This is a genomic window from Anaerobacillus sp. MEB173, from assembly GCF_052119505.1.
Taxonomy (GTDB): Bacteria; Bacillota; Bacilli; order Bacillales; family JBJMAU01; genus JBJMAU01.
Window position 1 is genome coordinate 16942 of the sequence record NZ_JBJMAU010000003.1, and the last position, 14980, is coordinate 31921.

Annotated in this window: 17 protein-coding genes; 8 read left to right on the forward strand and 9 right to left on the reverse strand. The window is 35.3% G+C overall.

The annotated features are described in order from the left end of the window. Positions 1-112 precede the first annotated feature (112 nt). Positions 113-1630, forward strand: coding sequence for an S-layer homology domain-containing protein (locus tag ACJ2A9_RS07755; protein WP_441421065.1), 1518 nt, complete (start codon positions 113-115; stop codon positions 1628-1630). Positions 1631-1672: 42 nt separating this feature from the next. Here the strand turns inward: ACJ2A9_RS07755 and ACJ2A9_RS07760 are convergent, their stop codons facing one another. Beyond that, the gene (locus ACJ2A9_RS07760) at positions 1673-2212 is read right to left on the reverse strand and encodes a CBO0543 family protein (protein ID WP_441421066.1); all 540 of its coding nucleotides are present in this window, start codon (positions 2210-2212) and stop codon (positions 1673-1675) included. 237 nt (positions 2213-2449) lie between these two features. On the opposite strand from ACJ2A9_RS07760, the gene ACJ2A9_RS07765 reads away from it, so the two are divergent. The 5 genes from ACJ2A9_RS07765 to thiM all read left to right on the forward strand — a co-directional run bounded on the left by ACJ2A9_RS07765 (position 2450) and on the right by thiM (position 7683). After that, positions 2450-4291 (forward strand): LTA synthase family protein, encoded by a 1842-nt coding sequence (locus ACJ2A9_RS07765; RefSeq protein ID WP_441421067.1) that lies wholly within the window; start codon positions 2450-2452, stop codon positions 4289-4291. A 212-nt stretch (positions 4292-4503) separates the two neighbouring features. After that, positions 4504-5715 carry a CynX/NimT family MFS transporter gene (locus ACJ2A9_RS07770; protein WP_441421068.1) on the forward strand — a complete coding sequence of 404 codons (1212 nt, stop codon included), beginning with the start codon at positions 4504-4506 and terminating at the stop codon, positions 5713-5715. A 112-nt stretch (positions 5716-5827) separates the two neighbouring features. Further along, positions 5828-6376 (forward strand): YpiB family protein, encoded by a 549-nt coding sequence (locus ACJ2A9_RS07775; protein ID WP_441421069.1) that lies wholly within the window; start codon positions 5828-5830, stop codon positions 6374-6376. Between the two features lie 94 nt (positions 6377-6470). Next, complete coding sequence (locus tag ACJ2A9_RS07780) at positions 6471-6773, forward strand: HesB/YadR/YfhF family protein (protein WP_441421070.1); 303 nt, start codon at positions 6471-6473, stop codon at positions 6771-6773. Between the two features lie 106 nt (positions 6774-6879). Continuing rightward, a complete protein-coding gene (gene thiM / locus ACJ2A9_RS07785) occupies positions 6880-7683 on the forward strand; it encodes a hydroxyethylthiazole kinase (RefSeq protein ID WP_441421071.1) in 804 nt (267 codons plus the stop codon). Between the two features lie 100 nt (positions 7684-7783). Here thiM and ACJ2A9_RS07790 read toward each other — a convergent pair whose 3' ends face one another. The 4 genes from ACJ2A9_RS07790 to ACJ2A9_RS07805 form a co-directional block, all read right to left on the reverse strand. Further along, positions 7784-8101: a hypothetical protein gene (locus ACJ2A9_RS07790; protein WP_441421072.1), complete on the reverse strand. Its 318-nt coding sequence runs from the start codon at positions 8099-8101 to the stop codon at positions 7784-7786. 101 nt (positions 8102-8202) lie between these two features. Next, complete coding sequence (locus tag ACJ2A9_RS07795) at positions 8203-9021, reverse strand: squalene/phytoene synthase family protein (RefSeq protein ID WP_441421073.1); 819 nt, start codon at positions 9019-9021, stop codon at positions 8203-8205. Positions 9022-9493: 472 nt separating this feature from the next. Next, a complete protein-coding gene (locus ACJ2A9_RS07800) occupies positions 9494-9775 on the reverse strand; it encodes a hypothetical protein (protein ID WP_441421074.1) in 282 nt (93 codons plus the stop codon). Positions 9776-9796: 21 nt separating this feature from the next. Beyond that, positions 9797-9934, reverse strand: a complete 138-nt coding sequence (locus ACJ2A9_RS07805) for a hypothetical protein (protein WP_441421075.1) — start codon at positions 9932-9934, stop codon at positions 9797-9799. A gap of 214 nt (positions 9935-10148) precedes the next feature. On the opposite strand from ACJ2A9_RS07805, the gene ACJ2A9_RS07810 reads away from it, so the two are divergent. Further along, positions 10149-10577: a DUF2621 domain-containing protein gene (locus ACJ2A9_RS07810; protein ID WP_441421076.1), complete on the forward strand. Its 429-nt coding sequence runs from the start codon at positions 10149-10151 to the stop codon at positions 10575-10577. 102 nt (positions 10578-10679) lie between these two features. Here the strand turns inward: ACJ2A9_RS07810 and ACJ2A9_RS07815 are convergent, their stop codons facing one another. The 4 genes from ACJ2A9_RS07815 to ACJ2A9_RS07830 all read right to left on the reverse strand — a co-directional run bounded on the left by ACJ2A9_RS07815 (position 10680) and on the right by ACJ2A9_RS07830 (position 14493). Beyond that, positions 10680-11174 (reverse strand): CcdC family protein, encoded by a 495-nt coding sequence (locus ACJ2A9_RS07815; RefSeq protein ID WP_441421077.1) that lies wholly within the window; start codon positions 11172-11174, stop codon positions 10680-10682. Positions 11175-11394: 220 nt separating this feature from the next. Further along, a complete protein-coding gene (copZ, locus tag ACJ2A9_RS07820) occupies positions 11395-11601 on the reverse strand; it encodes a copper chaperone CopZ (RefSeq protein ID WP_441421078.1) in 207 nt (68 codons plus the stop codon). Positions 11602-11721: 120 nt separating this feature from the next. Continuing rightward, positions 11722-14118 carry a heavy metal translocating P-type ATPase gene (locus ACJ2A9_RS07825; RefSeq protein WP_441421079.1) on the reverse strand — a complete coding sequence of 799 codons (2397 nt, stop codon included), beginning with the start codon at positions 14116-14118 and terminating at the stop codon, positions 11722-11724. 51 nt (positions 14119-14169) lie between these two features. Further along, positions 14170-14493 (reverse strand): metal-sensing transcriptional repressor, encoded by a 324-nt coding sequence (locus ACJ2A9_RS07830; protein WP_441421080.1) that lies wholly within the window; start codon positions 14491-14493, stop codon positions 14170-14172. 260 nt (positions 14494-14753) lie between these two features. Here ACJ2A9_RS07830 and ACJ2A9_RS07835 point away from each other — a divergent pair, with 260 nt between their 5' ends. Further along, positions 14754-14942, forward strand: a complete 189-nt coding sequence (locus tag ACJ2A9_RS07835) for a Spo0E family sporulation regulatory protein-aspartic acid phosphatase (RefSeq protein WP_441421081.1) — start codon at positions 14754-14756, stop codon at positions 14940-14942. Positions 14943-14980: the final 38 nt, after the last annotated feature.

Sequence of the window (14980 nt, forward strand, 5' to 3'; positions counted from 1 at the left end):
AAAAAGAATATCCGTGAAAATTATTCTAAACTCTAGTACACTATTATTTAGCAAGTATTTCTTTTAACTCTTTTATGAAGATAGTAAATAGAATTTTGAGGTGATTAATATGGTGAAGCGGAATCTAAAATCTAAATTTCTATCAGTATTCACTGCTAGCTTACTAGGATTTTCGCTTATCGGACAAGCAACAGGACATGCATCTGAAGATATCGCCGGAAAATGCGGCTATGAACCAATACAAGGGAAAAATCCTCATTATCAAGTTACCAATTGCTTATTAACAGAAACAGCACTTGCCTACAACATTCCTCCAGAGGTTGTGAAAGCCGTCGCACATAAAGAAAGCGCTGATTGGCTTCACTTCGATGAACCAGGAAAGGCGATTGAATCATTTGATGGCGGGATAGGAATGATGCAAATTACATTACATGAAGGATTTGACAAAGAGCGGTTAAAAAATGATATTGTTTATAATATTGAAACTGGTGTAAAAATCCTTGATCAAATGTATAAACGCAACGACCTGCCAAAAATTAATAATCATGATCGTGATATCATTGAACATTGGTACTTTGCGATTCTCGCATATAACGGAACTATGCCGATGAACAGCCCTATCGTTCAAAGTACCGGTCAAAGAAATCAGGAAGCTTATCAAGAAGGTGTATACGATATAATAAAAGATCGTTCAGCGATTACATTAACAAGAATACCATTCCAAAGTAGTGATTTTGACTATGATCCTGAGGTAAGGGCACCAATCAATTTTGTCACCAAACAGTTTAATACTGATTTGCCATTAACAAAAACAACACATCTTTTTAAAGCAAATGACAAAGTTCTAGCTATTTCAGAACCTAATCTACGAGAAAAGCCTACAGCTTCCAGTGATAGCCTAGGTAAGATGCAACAAGGAGAAGTAATTACCATAACAGGAGATTATACGTATGATGAATCCAATCCTGTCCGTAAAAATCATTTTGTCTGGTATCCAGTCAAACGAAGTAATGGCACAACTGGGTATGTAGCCTCCAGCTACTTAAAAGAAAGTAATCAAGTAGTTATACCAGAAATTTCTGCATTTAAAGACGTTCCTGCAGGTCATTGGGCTGCTGATGCCATTTATTTCTTAAGTGCAAAGGATGTCATTAAAGGATATCCAAATGGAAATTTTGGTATTAAGGATCAAATTACAAGAGCACAGGCAGCAACCCTGCTTGCACGTTCAGAGAACTTAACGACGGGGAATCGTCCAAATCCAAATTTCAGTGATGTACCGACAAGTCATCCTTATTATGGAGCGATTGCAGCAGTAGCTGAGGAAGGACTATTTGCAGGCGTAACAGAAACAGAATTTGGACCGGAGGATCATCTTACGAGAGCACAAATGGCTGTTCTGTTACAGCGAATTTACTCATTTGAATCGAGAAACGGAAATCATCCTTTTACCGATATTCGAAGTGGAATCTGGTATGAAAAAGCTGTTAACAACCTTCATACACATGGAATTGTCGAAGGGTTATCTCCAACTACGTTTGGACCAAATGAAAAGGTAACTCGAGCACAATTTGCAACTCTTATGTATCGAGCCATAGCAGGTGAACAGTCAGCTCCCCTAAGTAAATAACTTCTCAAAAGCCTCTGAATATACGTTCGGGGGCTTTTCAAGTTACTTATGAAATGATTCAGCATTATATATACAATGGGAAATAAGATAGAGAATAAAATAGATCGGAAATGAGTAAATATGTTTCCATACCGTTGGCTCGTAAAGATCAATCCAATTAAAGAAAGGCTCCCCTACATAAGCAGTTAATCCTGCAAATATCAGTCCTTTTACATATGGACTAACCGTAGGTTTTATTTGCAATAAGGTCATAATTACGACAGGTAAAAGTGTTGTATCCCAAGGTGCAAAAGCTGGAATGAAAGGAAGAACAGCATGCTTATAATACCAATATCCTAATTGAACACCAATGGCGTCGAGTAGCGTTGAGATAAACATAATAAAGAAACCGACTGTAAGGAAACGGAATGTGCAATCCTTCCTCCTGTATAGAATCCATGCGATCCATGGTAAAACTGTAAGTATTACACCGATCCACCATTGCCAAGTATAGAGAACTACCTCTACCCAAATTGACAACTTTTCATCATTAATTTCACTTATTTGTTTATACAACTGTTCTATCTTTTTCGGGTCATGCATTCTTTTTCCTTCCCTCAAGAATCTTTGTTTATTTAAAATTTAGATAAAAATACTACCTTTTATATTGACCAATCAATATGTAAAATATGCCTAGTTTTACTTGAAAAACGCATTAAAAAAGTGTGATCGTGATAATTGGTAATTATTTTGAAGTTATAATCATTTTAATCTTTTGCTTTTACCTGTATAATGACTGTATTGTTGATAACACCTGCAAAGTAGAGAGGATGTCATTTTATGAATGCCTTTGTTAACAACAATAGGATGTTGTTGTTTTGTATAGTATTGCTTTGGCTAAAAACATTCATTATTTCCAGCATTACATTTCAAATTAACATACCAGCCTTTGTTGAGACATTAATTTTTGCGATTAACCCACTAGGGTTCTTAATCCTTATCTTTTCAATTGGGTTACTTTTTAAGACTAGTTTTCAACCAAAATATTTCTTGGTTGTGAGTTTACTATTATCGATTGTTTTATATTCAAATGTTGTTTATTATCGAGAATTTAATGACTTTATTACACTCCCGATGCTCCTTATGAGCTCTAATGCCGGAGATTTAAGCACAAGTGTTTTGGCCTTGATTAAATGGTACGACATTTTATATTTTATTGATGTTTTATATATTGCTTATATTGCATTGAAAAAAATTGACCTTTTCACAGTTTCACAGTTTACATTTCGTCCTTCAAAAGGGGCAAAAATAGCGATTATGATCCCGGTGGTTTTTACTCTCATTGCATTTGTACAAGTAAAATCATTAGATGAGGCGCATTCTTTTAATCGGGATCAACTTGTAAAGGCGCTGGGAGTCTATAACTTTTATATATATGATGCACTCCTGCATACCCAAATCAATACACAAACTGCATTTTCAGATGAGACTGATTGGTCCAAAATCAATAAGCACTTAGCTAAACATCGCGTCTCTGCAAACGAGGAGTTATTTGGTATTGCAAAGGATATGAATGTTGTTGTTATTTCTGTTGAGTCACTTGAAAACTTTGTGATTGGCGAAACATTACATGGTAAAGAAATCACACCATATTTAAATGAGCTAATCGAGAATAGCTTTTACTTTGAAAATTTTTATTATCAGACTGGTCAAGGGAAAACATCTGATGCAGAATTCATAATTAATAACTCATTGTACCCGCTGGGAAGAGGTGCTGTATTTCTTACTCATTTTGAAAATGAATACCGGGCATTACCTGAAACGTTAAGAAACCATGGCTATTCAACAAGTGTCTTCCATGCCAATGACAAAACATTTTATAATCGAGATATTATGTATCCAGTATTAGGCTATGATCAGTTTTACTCATTTGACAACTATGATATTTCCATAGAAAACTCAGTTGGTTGGGGAATGAAAGACATAGAGTTTTTTAGACAGTCTGTGAACCACTTAACTTCCATCCCCCAACCGTTTTACAGTACCTTTATTACATTAACGAACCATTTTCCATATGATCTTGACGAGGAAGACCACTACATCGACCAATATGATTCGGAAAGTCCAGTCGTCAATCAATACTTTCCTACAGTTCGTTATACGGATGAAGCATTACGAGTATTTATAAACCAATTAAAACAGCAAGGACTCTATGAAAATACAATGTTTGTTATTTATGGGGACCATTATGGGATTGCCCCTGGACATCATAAAGAACTAAGTAAATATCTCGGAAAAGAAATTGATCTATCTGAATCAGTGAAACTAAAACGTGTTCCCCTTATCATTCACATTCCTGGATTAGAGGGAAAAACGTTCGATACAGTTGCAGGACAAATCGATGTCATGCCGACATTATTGAATTTATTAGGAATACCTGAAGGAAACCACATTATGTTTGGAAATGATTTATTTGCAAAAGGTCGTCAAGACTTTGCTGTATTACGAGATGGTACAGTTATTACGAAGGATCTTATTTATACAAACGACATGTGCTTAAACTATGAAACTGGTTTAGAAGTTTCAATAAAAAAATGCGAACCACTAAAAGAAAAAGGACTATTGGAACTCTCGTACTCTGACAAAATTATTTATGGGGACCTTTTTCGATTCCAAAATTAAGCAAAAAGCGGCTGTAGAGACGTGACGTTCGCAAATATTGAAAGAAGGTAAAGCGCGCAACGCTTTACCTTCTTCTTCTTTTTTCCACTGAATATATTATAAAAGAAGCAGACTACCTTTCTGGTATTATATGTAAATGCTATACCTGTGTTATAATTTTAACAACTAACATTTTTATTGCCAATGAAAATTACTCTTAAGGAGGGTTGAGAGTGAAACCACTTGAATCAATAAGTGAAAGTCAGCAGGAGCTCTCTGTTGGAAAATTACTTTTTATATTAGGAATTATCTTCGTTTCTTTTAATTTACGTCCTTCGATCACTGCAGTAGGACCATTAATTGGTTCCATTACACTTGATTTACATATTTCTAATACATCAGCTGGTTTACTTACCACTCTCCCACTACTTGCTTTTGCCATTGTATCACCTATTGCACCGAAAATTGGTAAATCGCTCGGAAACGAAACAACCATTTTTCTTGCATTAATTATTTTGACAGTAGGTATTTTTATTCGTTCAGCAGGTTTTATCTCCTCACTATTTATCGGTACTGCACTGTTAGGAATTTCCATTGCCATCGTTAACGTTCTGTTACCTGGGATTATTAAGCAACGTTTCCCTCTAAAAATAGGAATTTTAACTGCAGTGTACACAACTTCCATGGGGATTATGGCTGCTCTTGCTTCAGGATTTAGTATACCTTTAGCGACCAATATGGGATTGGGTTGGCAAAAATCACTTAGTTTTTGGGCAATTCTTGCTACACTAACATTACTTGTTTGGCTACCACAATTGCAAAAATCCTTTCATAGAGTAGAATTGCCTATTGTGAAGTCAGTCAAACGTTCCATTTGGCGCTCGGCAATTGCCTGGCAAGTAACCTTATTCATGGGATTTCAATCATTTATTTTCTACTGTTTAATTGCTTGGTTACCTGCAATCTTGTCGAGTCGTGGTCTTGATGTGTCAACTGGGGGCTGGATGCTTGCTTTAATGCAATTTGCGGGACTACCCGCAACATTCTTTGTTCCGATCATTGCTGGTCGTCTTTCCAATCAAAAAGGAATAGTTATTGCGATTGGAATTTTTTATATCACTGCATTTACAGGGCTTCTTATTAGCGGAAATACCCTTCTTATTACATTATTTATCATTCTGATTGGCTTAGCTCAAGGAGCGGGAATCAGTCTAGCTTTAACACTTTTTGGGTTGCGAACAAAAAATGGGATCGAGGCAGCCAATTTATCAGGAATGGCTCAATCTATTGGTTATCTGTTAGCTGCGATTGGTCCTATCATTATCGGTCATCTTTTTGATCACTTTTTACATTGGACCCCAGGACTACTCGTTTTACTTTCAGTAACAATTGCATTAGTTGTTGTTGGATTAGGAGCTGGTCGTAATAAATTCATATTTGAATAATTAAAAGTGCCATCTCTTTCGAATGTATGTCAGATAATCATCCAAACTACCAAAAGTTTCTTTGAAAATATTATACAATGAAGGAAAAAGTCGAAAATCTAGGTGAGTGATCATGAACAACTGGGTAGGGATTAAAGAAAAAAAGTCATTCCTGAAATGGTTTTTAAATAACCATCGTTTAAAAAGAAGTGATGCAAAATACTTACTAGAGTACTTGATTACAAACAGTCATATTTTAGAAAATATTATTTTTACGGATGAATTTAGAAGAGATAGAAAAACAATCGTCATCTCGAGCCTTAACTCCGATCAAATAGGATTTGAATATTATACGAATAATAAGAAGACTGATGATGTATCACGAGCAGTAAAAGATATGATGTATAACCCCACGGAGAAAATTCATCTTATGCTTCATTTTTTTGGAAAAATGATGAACCAAAAATATCTTAGTATTGTTGGTAATCCAGCTTTAGAAAATGTAAGGCGGTACCGAACATATGAAAAAATTTCTAAAGAAGCTGAGCATTTGTTAACCGATTCTTTAGATAAGAACAAGGTGCGACGTCTATTAGCACAAATCGATCAAGCATTAGATAATAAAGACGAAGAATTGTTTCAATATCTTTCACAAGAATTAAAAAAATTAAAGAGAAACTAACTACATAGTTCGAAAAATTTGTATTTGTGTGAGATAGATTACAGAAATGCAACCCCTCCTCTACTACAATATATGTAGAGGAGGGGTTACAACAATGAAGCTGCATGTATCTCAACAAGCATTTGACTGGTTTTCCAAAGAATTTCAATTTAGTGATCAAAAAAGCATTCGTCTCTTCCCTCGTTATGGAGGATTAGGTGAAAAGTACAATGGGTATAGTGTCGGGATTTCTATTGAAAATCCGATAGATTGTGGTATGAAGTTTGAAATTGGAAATAAGACTTTTTATGTTGAACAAGTTGACTTATGGTTTTTTAATGATTGTAGCCTAACACTAGAAATAACTAATGATGAATTAGTGATGGTATTTACAGATTCTGATGTAGTATCAGCCTAAAAAAATTTAAATGAAGATCAGCTCTCTGTTTAAACGGGCTGATCTATTTTTTCTCTTTTATTTTTGGCTATACTATATAATTGAAAACTATATAGGATGTGAAATGATGATTGAACTAGAACATTATTTAGAGAATGTACGCGATAAAAATCCTTTAGTACATAATATTACGAACGTTGTTGTCACTAATTTTGTTGCTAATGGACTTTATGCACTAGGCGCTTCCCCGGTAATGGCTTATGCTATAGAAGAAGTTGCTGACATGGCAAAGATTGCAGGTGCACTTGTCTTAAATATCGGCACATTAACTAGTACAGAAGTTGAGGCGATGATCGTGGCCGGAAAATCGGCAAATAAACATCAGGTACCTATTATTTTTGATCCAGTGGGGGCCGGAGCAACACCATATCGCACAGAAACATCAAAGCGTATCCTCGAGGAGGTTGATGTTGCCATTGTCAGAGGAAATGCCGCCGAGATTGCAAACCTGATTGGAGAGGAATGGCTAATTAAAGGCGTAGATGCAGGTGAAGTGTCTGGTGATGTTATTACACTAGCGAAAAAAGCTGCAAATGAACTAAAATGTGTCATCGCACTTACTGGTCAAGCTGACGTCATTACAAATGGTGAAAAGTTATTCGTAGTTCATAACGGTCATCCAATGTTAACAAAAGTAACAGGAACTGGATGTTTATTAACCTCAGTTGTCGGTGCTTTTGCTGCAATTTCCGATGATCTCCTTACATCCTCTGTAGCAGCTCTTGTTTATTATGGTATTGCGGCTGAACTTGCCGCAAAAAAGGTTGACGACAAAGGACCAGGGAGCTTTCAAATTGAATTTTTAAATCAGCTTGCTAATGTATCGAAGGCTGAAGTTAACAACCACAGTAAATGTGAAGAATTAAACTAGATCAAAAGAGTCATTACAAAGAACACTCGCTCTGAGTGTTCTTTTCATAAATTAATTTCTCTCAACAAACATTCTTTTAGTAGCTTAGATAGAACGATGCTTATGAATCTGTTTTCTTTTGCTTATCTTTCTTCATCCATTGAATGACACCAATAATCGCAAAAGCTGCTCCAATGAAAATTCCCCCACCTCCAAATAGCGCATACCCGAATATCGGTAAACTAATCATTAATGCGATTGGCCAAAGAAATCGAATATTTGTAGAACTTTGTCTTGTTGTCATGTTAACGTCACCTCTTATGGTCGAATCTAGTAATAATAACTTCGCTAATAACTGATCGACTCCTGCATGTAACCGTATTTTCTTATAACGTAAACCAAATCCATTGTTGTTGCTTGTCGAAAAATAGAATGTCATAAAACGTCCACAAAGTTTTTCATTGAGTCTTTCATAATATTACCTTTTAAATGCAAGAAACCATACGCACTCGTTACGTATGGTTTCTTGCATATTCCAATTTATTTATCGACTACTTGACTAACAATATCAAGTACATCATTTCTCGTTAGCTTTTCCCTGCCTTTTTCTAGCGTATTTAAAGTACCGTGCGCAAGAGCTAACGGAATTTTGCAAAACTCATATATATGGCCCTTATTAATATCTTCAATATATGCATCAGCTAATGCCAGGTTCGCTCTGGCATATTTAAACATATCTTCTAGTTCCCAGCCATCTGGGAAAAAACTTACGCCTCTTTCCTGGTCCTCTTCACGATTACGTAAAATATTAACTGATTGTAATCCACGTCCAAAAGCAACTGCTAAATTCTTATCTGTCTTCGTACCATCATACCACTCCCATAGATCAGATAGCATAACACCAACTAAACCAGCCACATAATATGTATAATCATTTAAATCATCTTCAGTTCTAATATCCCAGTTTTTTTCAACCCATTCAGCCATTCCCTTTGCCATCACTGATGTGGCTTTCTTTACTTTCTCAACAGTTTCTTTTGGACAAAGTTCAACCCAATCATAAAGCCGTAAAGATACTTCTGGAAGAACAGATTCATATGGACGCAACAGCGTCGTAAGATCAGTACGAGTAAAGTCTTTTTGCAAAAGCTTACTAACTGAATACAAAAGACTACTTTTTACATCTGATGGTAGTTGGGAGTGATCCTCAATTTCGTCAATTGCTCGCATGCAAAGATAGGCTGCAGACACAGCTTCTTGTAGTCCTGGCGATAAGCGAGTAATAGGAATAAAGAAAGTTCTACTTGTAGCCATTAATACAGCCATAGCATCCCCGCGTAAGTCTGTTAGTTCACTCATCTAAAAAATATCCCCCTCAACATCTTTTTTAGTCGCTCGATTTATTTATGTTTTATATTGGCCTAAAAAATCTTTATTATATCATTCATACCATTAAAAATCACATTTTCAGCTAATAAAATATGGCAATTTTGTGTCATTTTAAACTAATAATACATATCAATAATTATTAAATTATAGGCTATCACATTGAATAACATAAAATCAAGTGATATACAACTGACCAATACAATTTTAAAGAAATTGAGAAAATTTATATCAAAAAAAGCTAGTCCCATTATCGATCCGGAACTAGCTTCTTCCTTTTTCTCATCATCTCCATCTAAGAAGGTAAGACAAGGAAATTAAATTTAATCGTATTTGTTTGATGAAACGATGAAAACTTGGAACTAACGTACTCGCCAACATTCTTAAGATGATCGCCATATTTCTCCTCCTTATTGTGGACATGTAACACTAACAAAAAAAACAATCATCGTTCATAATCAAATGGAGCTGAATTGGGAATCATTTCTTTATGGGTAAAGCGATTCACAATCGGCTGTAATGCCGGTTGGAGTTGCGGGTTCATCCTATTTGTACGATTTCGTAATAAACCATAAGCGGCAGAACCTATACCAACTGCAAGCAACGAATACATCACATTTCGTCCTGTATCATTTCGTTTATCCATGAATCCTACCATCATATTTTGCCACATACTTTTTCTTTTCATGCCAAACATTGAAGCCATTTGGTCTAATGTATTTGCCATTCTTACTCCCCCTTTATTTACCTATAAAAGAAAGACCCCTTTTGTTATCGGATTTTGTTCTTCTTTAGTGATTGTCTCATTAACTTTTCCCGTCTTTGCAGGATTTTTCACTTTTGTGTAGTGGTTTCCTCTTTTTATCCCCTTTTGAGTTTGTACCACAACATCCCCTCCAGTAGCAATGTGAGAAGTATGTCTCTCCATAGTAGTTTGTTTGTTCTTTGCGCTAAACATAACCGGTAAAATTTTGCGTATAGGGAACACTGTTAAGGTTTTGTTGATTTTTGGCTCATTTAGGAATGTTGAAAGTACCTATTTTATTTTGCTTATGGTACACTTAAGGTTGAAATATGATGTAATGTATCGAGGTGAGCAAATGTCTGACTGGTTTATATGGTTTATTGTACTCTGGTCTGTCTTTCTATTGGTCATGTTGTCCATTGGTGGTTATTTTATGTTCCGTAAATTCTTAAAACGACTGCCAAAAGAAGATGGTAAATCAGATTTAGATTGGCAAGACCATTACATACAACAATCAAGACACTTATGGAAAGACGAAGAGAAAGTTCTGTTAGAAGAATTAGTTCAGCCGGTTCCACAGCTTTTTCGGGATGTAGCCCGCGAAAAAATTGCTGGTAAGATTGGTGAGCTTGCACTGGAAGAAAATGCAAAGCAAATTACGGAGGAACTTGTCATACGAGGTTATATCCTTGCTACACCAAAGCGTGACCACAAATTCCTTGTAAAAAAACTAAAAGAGAAACAAATCGACTTAGGCCAATATGAAAATATTTTAAATTCATAATAAAAAAGCTCGGGCAGCCAGGCACGCTCGAACTAGATATCTGTGAATCCTTCTAATCTTCAAGTAAAAAGAACATCTTTCAGAATCTGAAGGATGTTCTTTTTATTGCTGAATAGGCAAAATTCGTTTTGGAGTCACTTTTTTTACTTGTTTTTCAAGCTTTTTATAAGACATCAGCATTGCTACCCTCCATGGAATAATCATGCCATAAGCAAGTACAAAAAACATGCCTGCTAATTCAAATATTTCGATGTTAACCCCAATTATAAGTTTTATAATGATTCGCAAAACAAGTAAGCCAAACAAGACAAAAATAAACATCTTGGATTGCTTTAAATAAATTTCATTGTGCTTAATTTCAAATTTAGAAGTCTTAATTAATAAAATCGAAAAAATGATACCAACAGCTAACGCCTCTAATGCTTGTAAATAAGATATCCTAGCTGGTTCATAGACAAACATAAAAAAACCTGTAGACATAAATAATGGCGGTAAAATAATCTTTTTAACGGAGGCTGGCCTTTTTGTTGCTCGAATACGAATAATAATTGCAAAAATCGCCATACAAATTGCTAGTATTGAACTAATTATAGCCACTACTGTTCCCTCCTTTCAAGATGAATAAAAACCTTATTTAGTATAAAAACACTTTAAAAAGCATTCTAATTATATCATATCCTTATGTAATGGTTCAGTGTTTACTAGAATTTATTAAGAAAACTAGTTTACTAGTTATAATATGATCTACTTCTAATGTACATCACATATAATAAAAAAAATAGCGGAAACTAAGTCCACTATTTTTTCTCAATTTATACTACATTACATCATAGCCATTATTTTCTATTTCTTCTTTTAGTCCTTCTAACGTCACTTTACTTGGATCGTATTCAACAACCACGTTTTTTTCAGATAGACTAACCATTGCACTCGTTACTCCTTCTAGACTTGACAGTGCACCTTCAACTGCTGCTTTACAATGACCGCAGCTCATTCCATCTACACCAATTGTTACTTTCTCCATACAAAACACTCCTTCTTTATAATTTAAAATTAATAATGTAAAATGTAAAATTAGTGAAAGTTGATCAAAGAAGCTTTTAAAAGTCTTCTCGAAAAGCTTACTTAATTTTACATTTTACATTTACTTAAGTTTCACTCTTTTTAAGCGAAGTGAATTACTAACTACTGATACTGAACTAAAAGCCATTGCTGCACCAGCTATCCACGGTGCTAATAAGCCAGCAGCTGCAATCGGAAGACCGATGGAGTTATAAATAAATGCCCAAAATAAGTTTTGTTTTATATTACGCATTGTAAGACGGCTTAACAGAATTGCTTCAGGGATCGAGCGCAGATCACCGCGCATTAACGTAATATCTGCAGCCTCAATGGCAACATCACTTCCTGTACCAATAGCCATACCGATATCAGCCACAGCTAATGCAGGTGCATCATTTATCCCATCACCAACCATAATCACTTTTTTCCCGAGTTCCTTTAGTTCTTTCACTTTATTTGCTTTATCCTCGGGTAACACTTCTGAAAATACGTCATGAATACCTACCTGTTTGGCAATTGCATTCGCCGTGCGCTCATTATCACCCGTCATCATGATGACACTTAATCCCATTTTTTGTAATCGCTCGACAGCTTCCTTTGACGTATCCTTTACTTGATCAGCTAAGGCAATAATACCTACTGATGTATAGTCTACAGCAATTAAAATCGCTGTTTTTCCCTCCGCTTCTAATTGTAACATTGTCTTTTCATGCTCTGAAAAAGAAATATTGTTTTCAGATAAAAGTCTCCTCGTTCCAACAAACACTGGCTTTTGATTTATGATTGCTTTTAAACCTCTGCCAGGAATGGCTTCAAATTGACTTGCTACTTCAAGAGCGATTCCCTTATTTTTTGCATGAGTTACAATCGCTTGCCCTAATGGGTGCTCAGAATTCTTCTCAACTGAAGCCACTATTTTTAGTAATTCATCCTCTGTAAAAGAAGATGAAGAAAAGGCACTGACATTCGTTAATTCTGGCTCCCCTTTTGTTATTGTTCCCGTTTTATCCAAAACGATGGTATCCGCTTTATGAGCTCGTTCAAGGTGCTCGCCACCTTTATATAAAATACCATTTTCCGCTCCTTTTCCTGTACCTACCATAATTGAAGTTGGAGTTGCCAAACCTAATGCACATGGACAAGCTATGACAAGAACAGCAGTAAAATTAATTAAAGCATCTTGAAAACTAGCCCCCAGGAAAAAATACCATGTTATAAATGAAAGGAATGCAATTAGAACTGCAACCGGTACAAAATAGCCTGATATCACATCAACTAACCGTTGAATTGGAGCTTTAGATCCTTGTGCTTCCTCAACAACTTTAACGATCTGTGCTAACGTTGTTTCTTTTCCAACTTTCGTTGCTCGAAACATAAATGAACCATGCTTGTTTATCGTAGCCCCAATCACTTCATCATCTACTTTTTTATCGACTGGGATACTTTCTCCAGTCAACATTGATTCATCAATCGTTGAATATCCCTCTGTAATGACACCGTCCACCGGAATTTTTTCCCCGGGGCGCACAACGACTATATCGTTTATAACTACATCTTCAATAGTAATTTCCTGTTCGGCTCCATTTCTAACCACAACTGCTCGTTTTGCTTGTAACCCAAGGAGTTTCTTGATCGCTTCAGATGTACTTCCTTTCGCACGTGCCTCCAACAGCTTTCCTAGAAGTATTAATGTTATAATTACAGCACTTGTTTCAAAAAAGAGGTAGGTTTCTCCTTGCATGATTAACCATACTGAATAAAAATAGGCTGCTGATGTTCCCATTGCAACAAGAACATCCATATTCGCACTACCACCTTTTAACGACTTATAGGCACCACGATAAAATTGGAAACCTGCATAAAACTGAACTGGTGTTGCAAGTGCCCATTGAACATAGCCATTCATAAGCCAATGAGGTAATAACATCCTTTCTGGATAAAAATGATCAATCATCGTTACAAAAAGAGGAATTGAAAAAAGTAAGGCAATTGTAAACATCCGTTTCTGGCGTATTATTTCAGTGCCCTTCTTTTTCCGACTACTTTCCTGTTCATTCTGATGATGTTTTGCTTTAAATCCTAAATTTTCAATTCGTTTGATGATCTCTTCTTCTGTAACCGTACCCTCAACACTCGTAATTGTAGCTCTCTCTAACGCAAGGTTTACATGCACAGATTTTACACCACGTAATTTTCCTACAACCTTCTCAATGCGTGCAGAGCATGAGGCACACGTCATTCCCATTATATCCAGTTCGAATTTTTGCTGTTTCACTGTAAAACCGAGCTTTTCAATTTTATCTTCAATGTCTTGAATTGTAACATTTGAATTTGTTAATATAACAGTCGCTTTTTCCATCGCAAGATTTACAGAGGCCTCAACACCGTCAAGACGATTCAGAACTTTCTCAATCCTTGCTGAACAAGAGGCACATGTCATACCCTCAATACCAAGAAACAGTTGTTTGTTATTTTCCATATCCTTATCACCCACCTATATAAATGTAAGGTATTGAGTGAGATCGATTTATCATTTCGAAAACTGCTGAATTACCTTCATTAATTCTTTAATTGCTTCATCTTCATGTCCTGACTTAATCGCACCCGTTACACAACCGCGAGTATGATCTTCTAATAATGAAAAAGCTACTTTTCTTAGTGCAGCATTTACTGCAGAAAGCTGTACGAGTGTATCAACACAATAACGATCATCTTCAATCATTTTTTGAATTCCACGTACTTGTCCTTCTATCCGTTTTAAACGATTTATTAAGTTCATCTTTTCATCTGCTGCTCTTTGATTCACCGGTTTCTTCTCAATATTAAGTTCAATATTTAATTGATCATCCTTCATTAACAACACCTCACATTAATTATACTATACCCCGGCTAAGTATATTGTCAACTGTTAGTCATCTAATTTATTAGATTTTAAAAATAAGTTACTTTTTATTTAATAATGATTCTTTCCTAATAAATGGTTGTACTTACATAAAAATTTTTGTATAATTTTAAAGAGTAAAAATACAAGACTTTATAATTGATATTCATTCTGATCGCACAAAGAAAAAAATGAATACACTTTATTGGAATCCAAATAAAAAGGAGACTAATATGTCGATTTCCAAACAAGAATTACTAACATCTATTGAAGAAAAACGAAGTAGTATGATTCAAATTGCGCTTAACTGTGGTTTCAAATCTAATGCTGCGATAAAACAAAGTCAAGAATTAGACCATTTACTCAATTTGTATTATGATTTAACAATAAGATCAGACAAAAAGGAAAGTTCAAGCTGCTAATTTAGATCGATATAATCTCATTATCTTACATAAAAACC

Excerpts from the sequence above, each read along its gene's own strand:
- ACJ2A9_RS07765 (WP_441421067.1), top strand. The coding sequence starts at position 2,450 with ATGAATGCCTTTGTTAACAACAATAGGATGTTGTTGTTTTGTATAGTA.
- ACJ2A9_RS07780 (WP_441421070.1), top strand. The coding sequence starts at position 6,471 with ATGAAGCTGCATGTATCTCAACAAGCATTTGACTGGTTTTCCAAAGAA.
- ACJ2A9_RS07795 (WP_441421073.1), bottom strand. The coding sequence starts at position 9,021 with ATGAGTGAACTAACAGACTTACGCGGGGATGCTATGGCTGTATTAATG.
- ACJ2A9_RS07835 (WP_441421081.1), top strand. The coding sequence starts at position 14,754 with ATGTCGATTTCCAAACAAGAATTACTAACATCTATTGAAGAAAAACGA.
- ACJ2A9_RS07775 (WP_441421069.1), top strand. The coding sequence starts at position 5,828 with ATGAACAACTGGGTAGGGATTAAAGAAAAAAAGTCATTCCTGAAATGG.
- copZ (WP_441421078.1), bottom strand. The coding sequence starts at position 11,601 with ATGGAGAAAGTAACAATTGGTGTAGATGGAATGAGCTGCGGTCATTGT.
- ACJ2A9_RS07760 (WP_441421066.1), bottom strand. The coding sequence starts at position 2,212 with ATGCATGACCCGAAAAAGATAGAACAGTTGTATAAACAAATAAGTGAA.
- ACJ2A9_RS07830 (WP_441421080.1), bottom strand. The coding sequence starts at position 14,493 with ATGAAGGATGATCAATTAAATATTGAACTTAATATTGAGAAGAAACCG.
- ACJ2A9_RS07810 (WP_441421076.1), top strand. The coding sequence starts at position 10,149 with ATGTCTGACTGGTTTATATGGTTTATTGTACTCTGGTCTGTCTTTCTA.
- ACJ2A9_RS07825 (WP_441421079.1), bottom strand. The coding sequence starts at position 14,118 with ATGGAAAATAACAAACAACTGTTTCTTGGTATTGAGGGTATGACATGT.
- thiM (WP_441421071.1), top strand. The coding sequence starts at position 6,880 with ATGATTGAACTAGAACATTATTTAGAGAATGTACGCGATAAAAATCCT.
- ACJ2A9_RS07800 (WP_441421074.1), bottom strand. The coding sequence starts at position 9,775 with ATGGCAAATACATTAGACCAAATGGCTTCAATGTTTGGCATGAAAAGA.
- ACJ2A9_RS07790 (WP_441421072.1), bottom strand. The coding sequence starts at position 8,101 with ATGACATTCTATTTTTCGACAAGCAACAACAATGGATTTGGTTTACGT.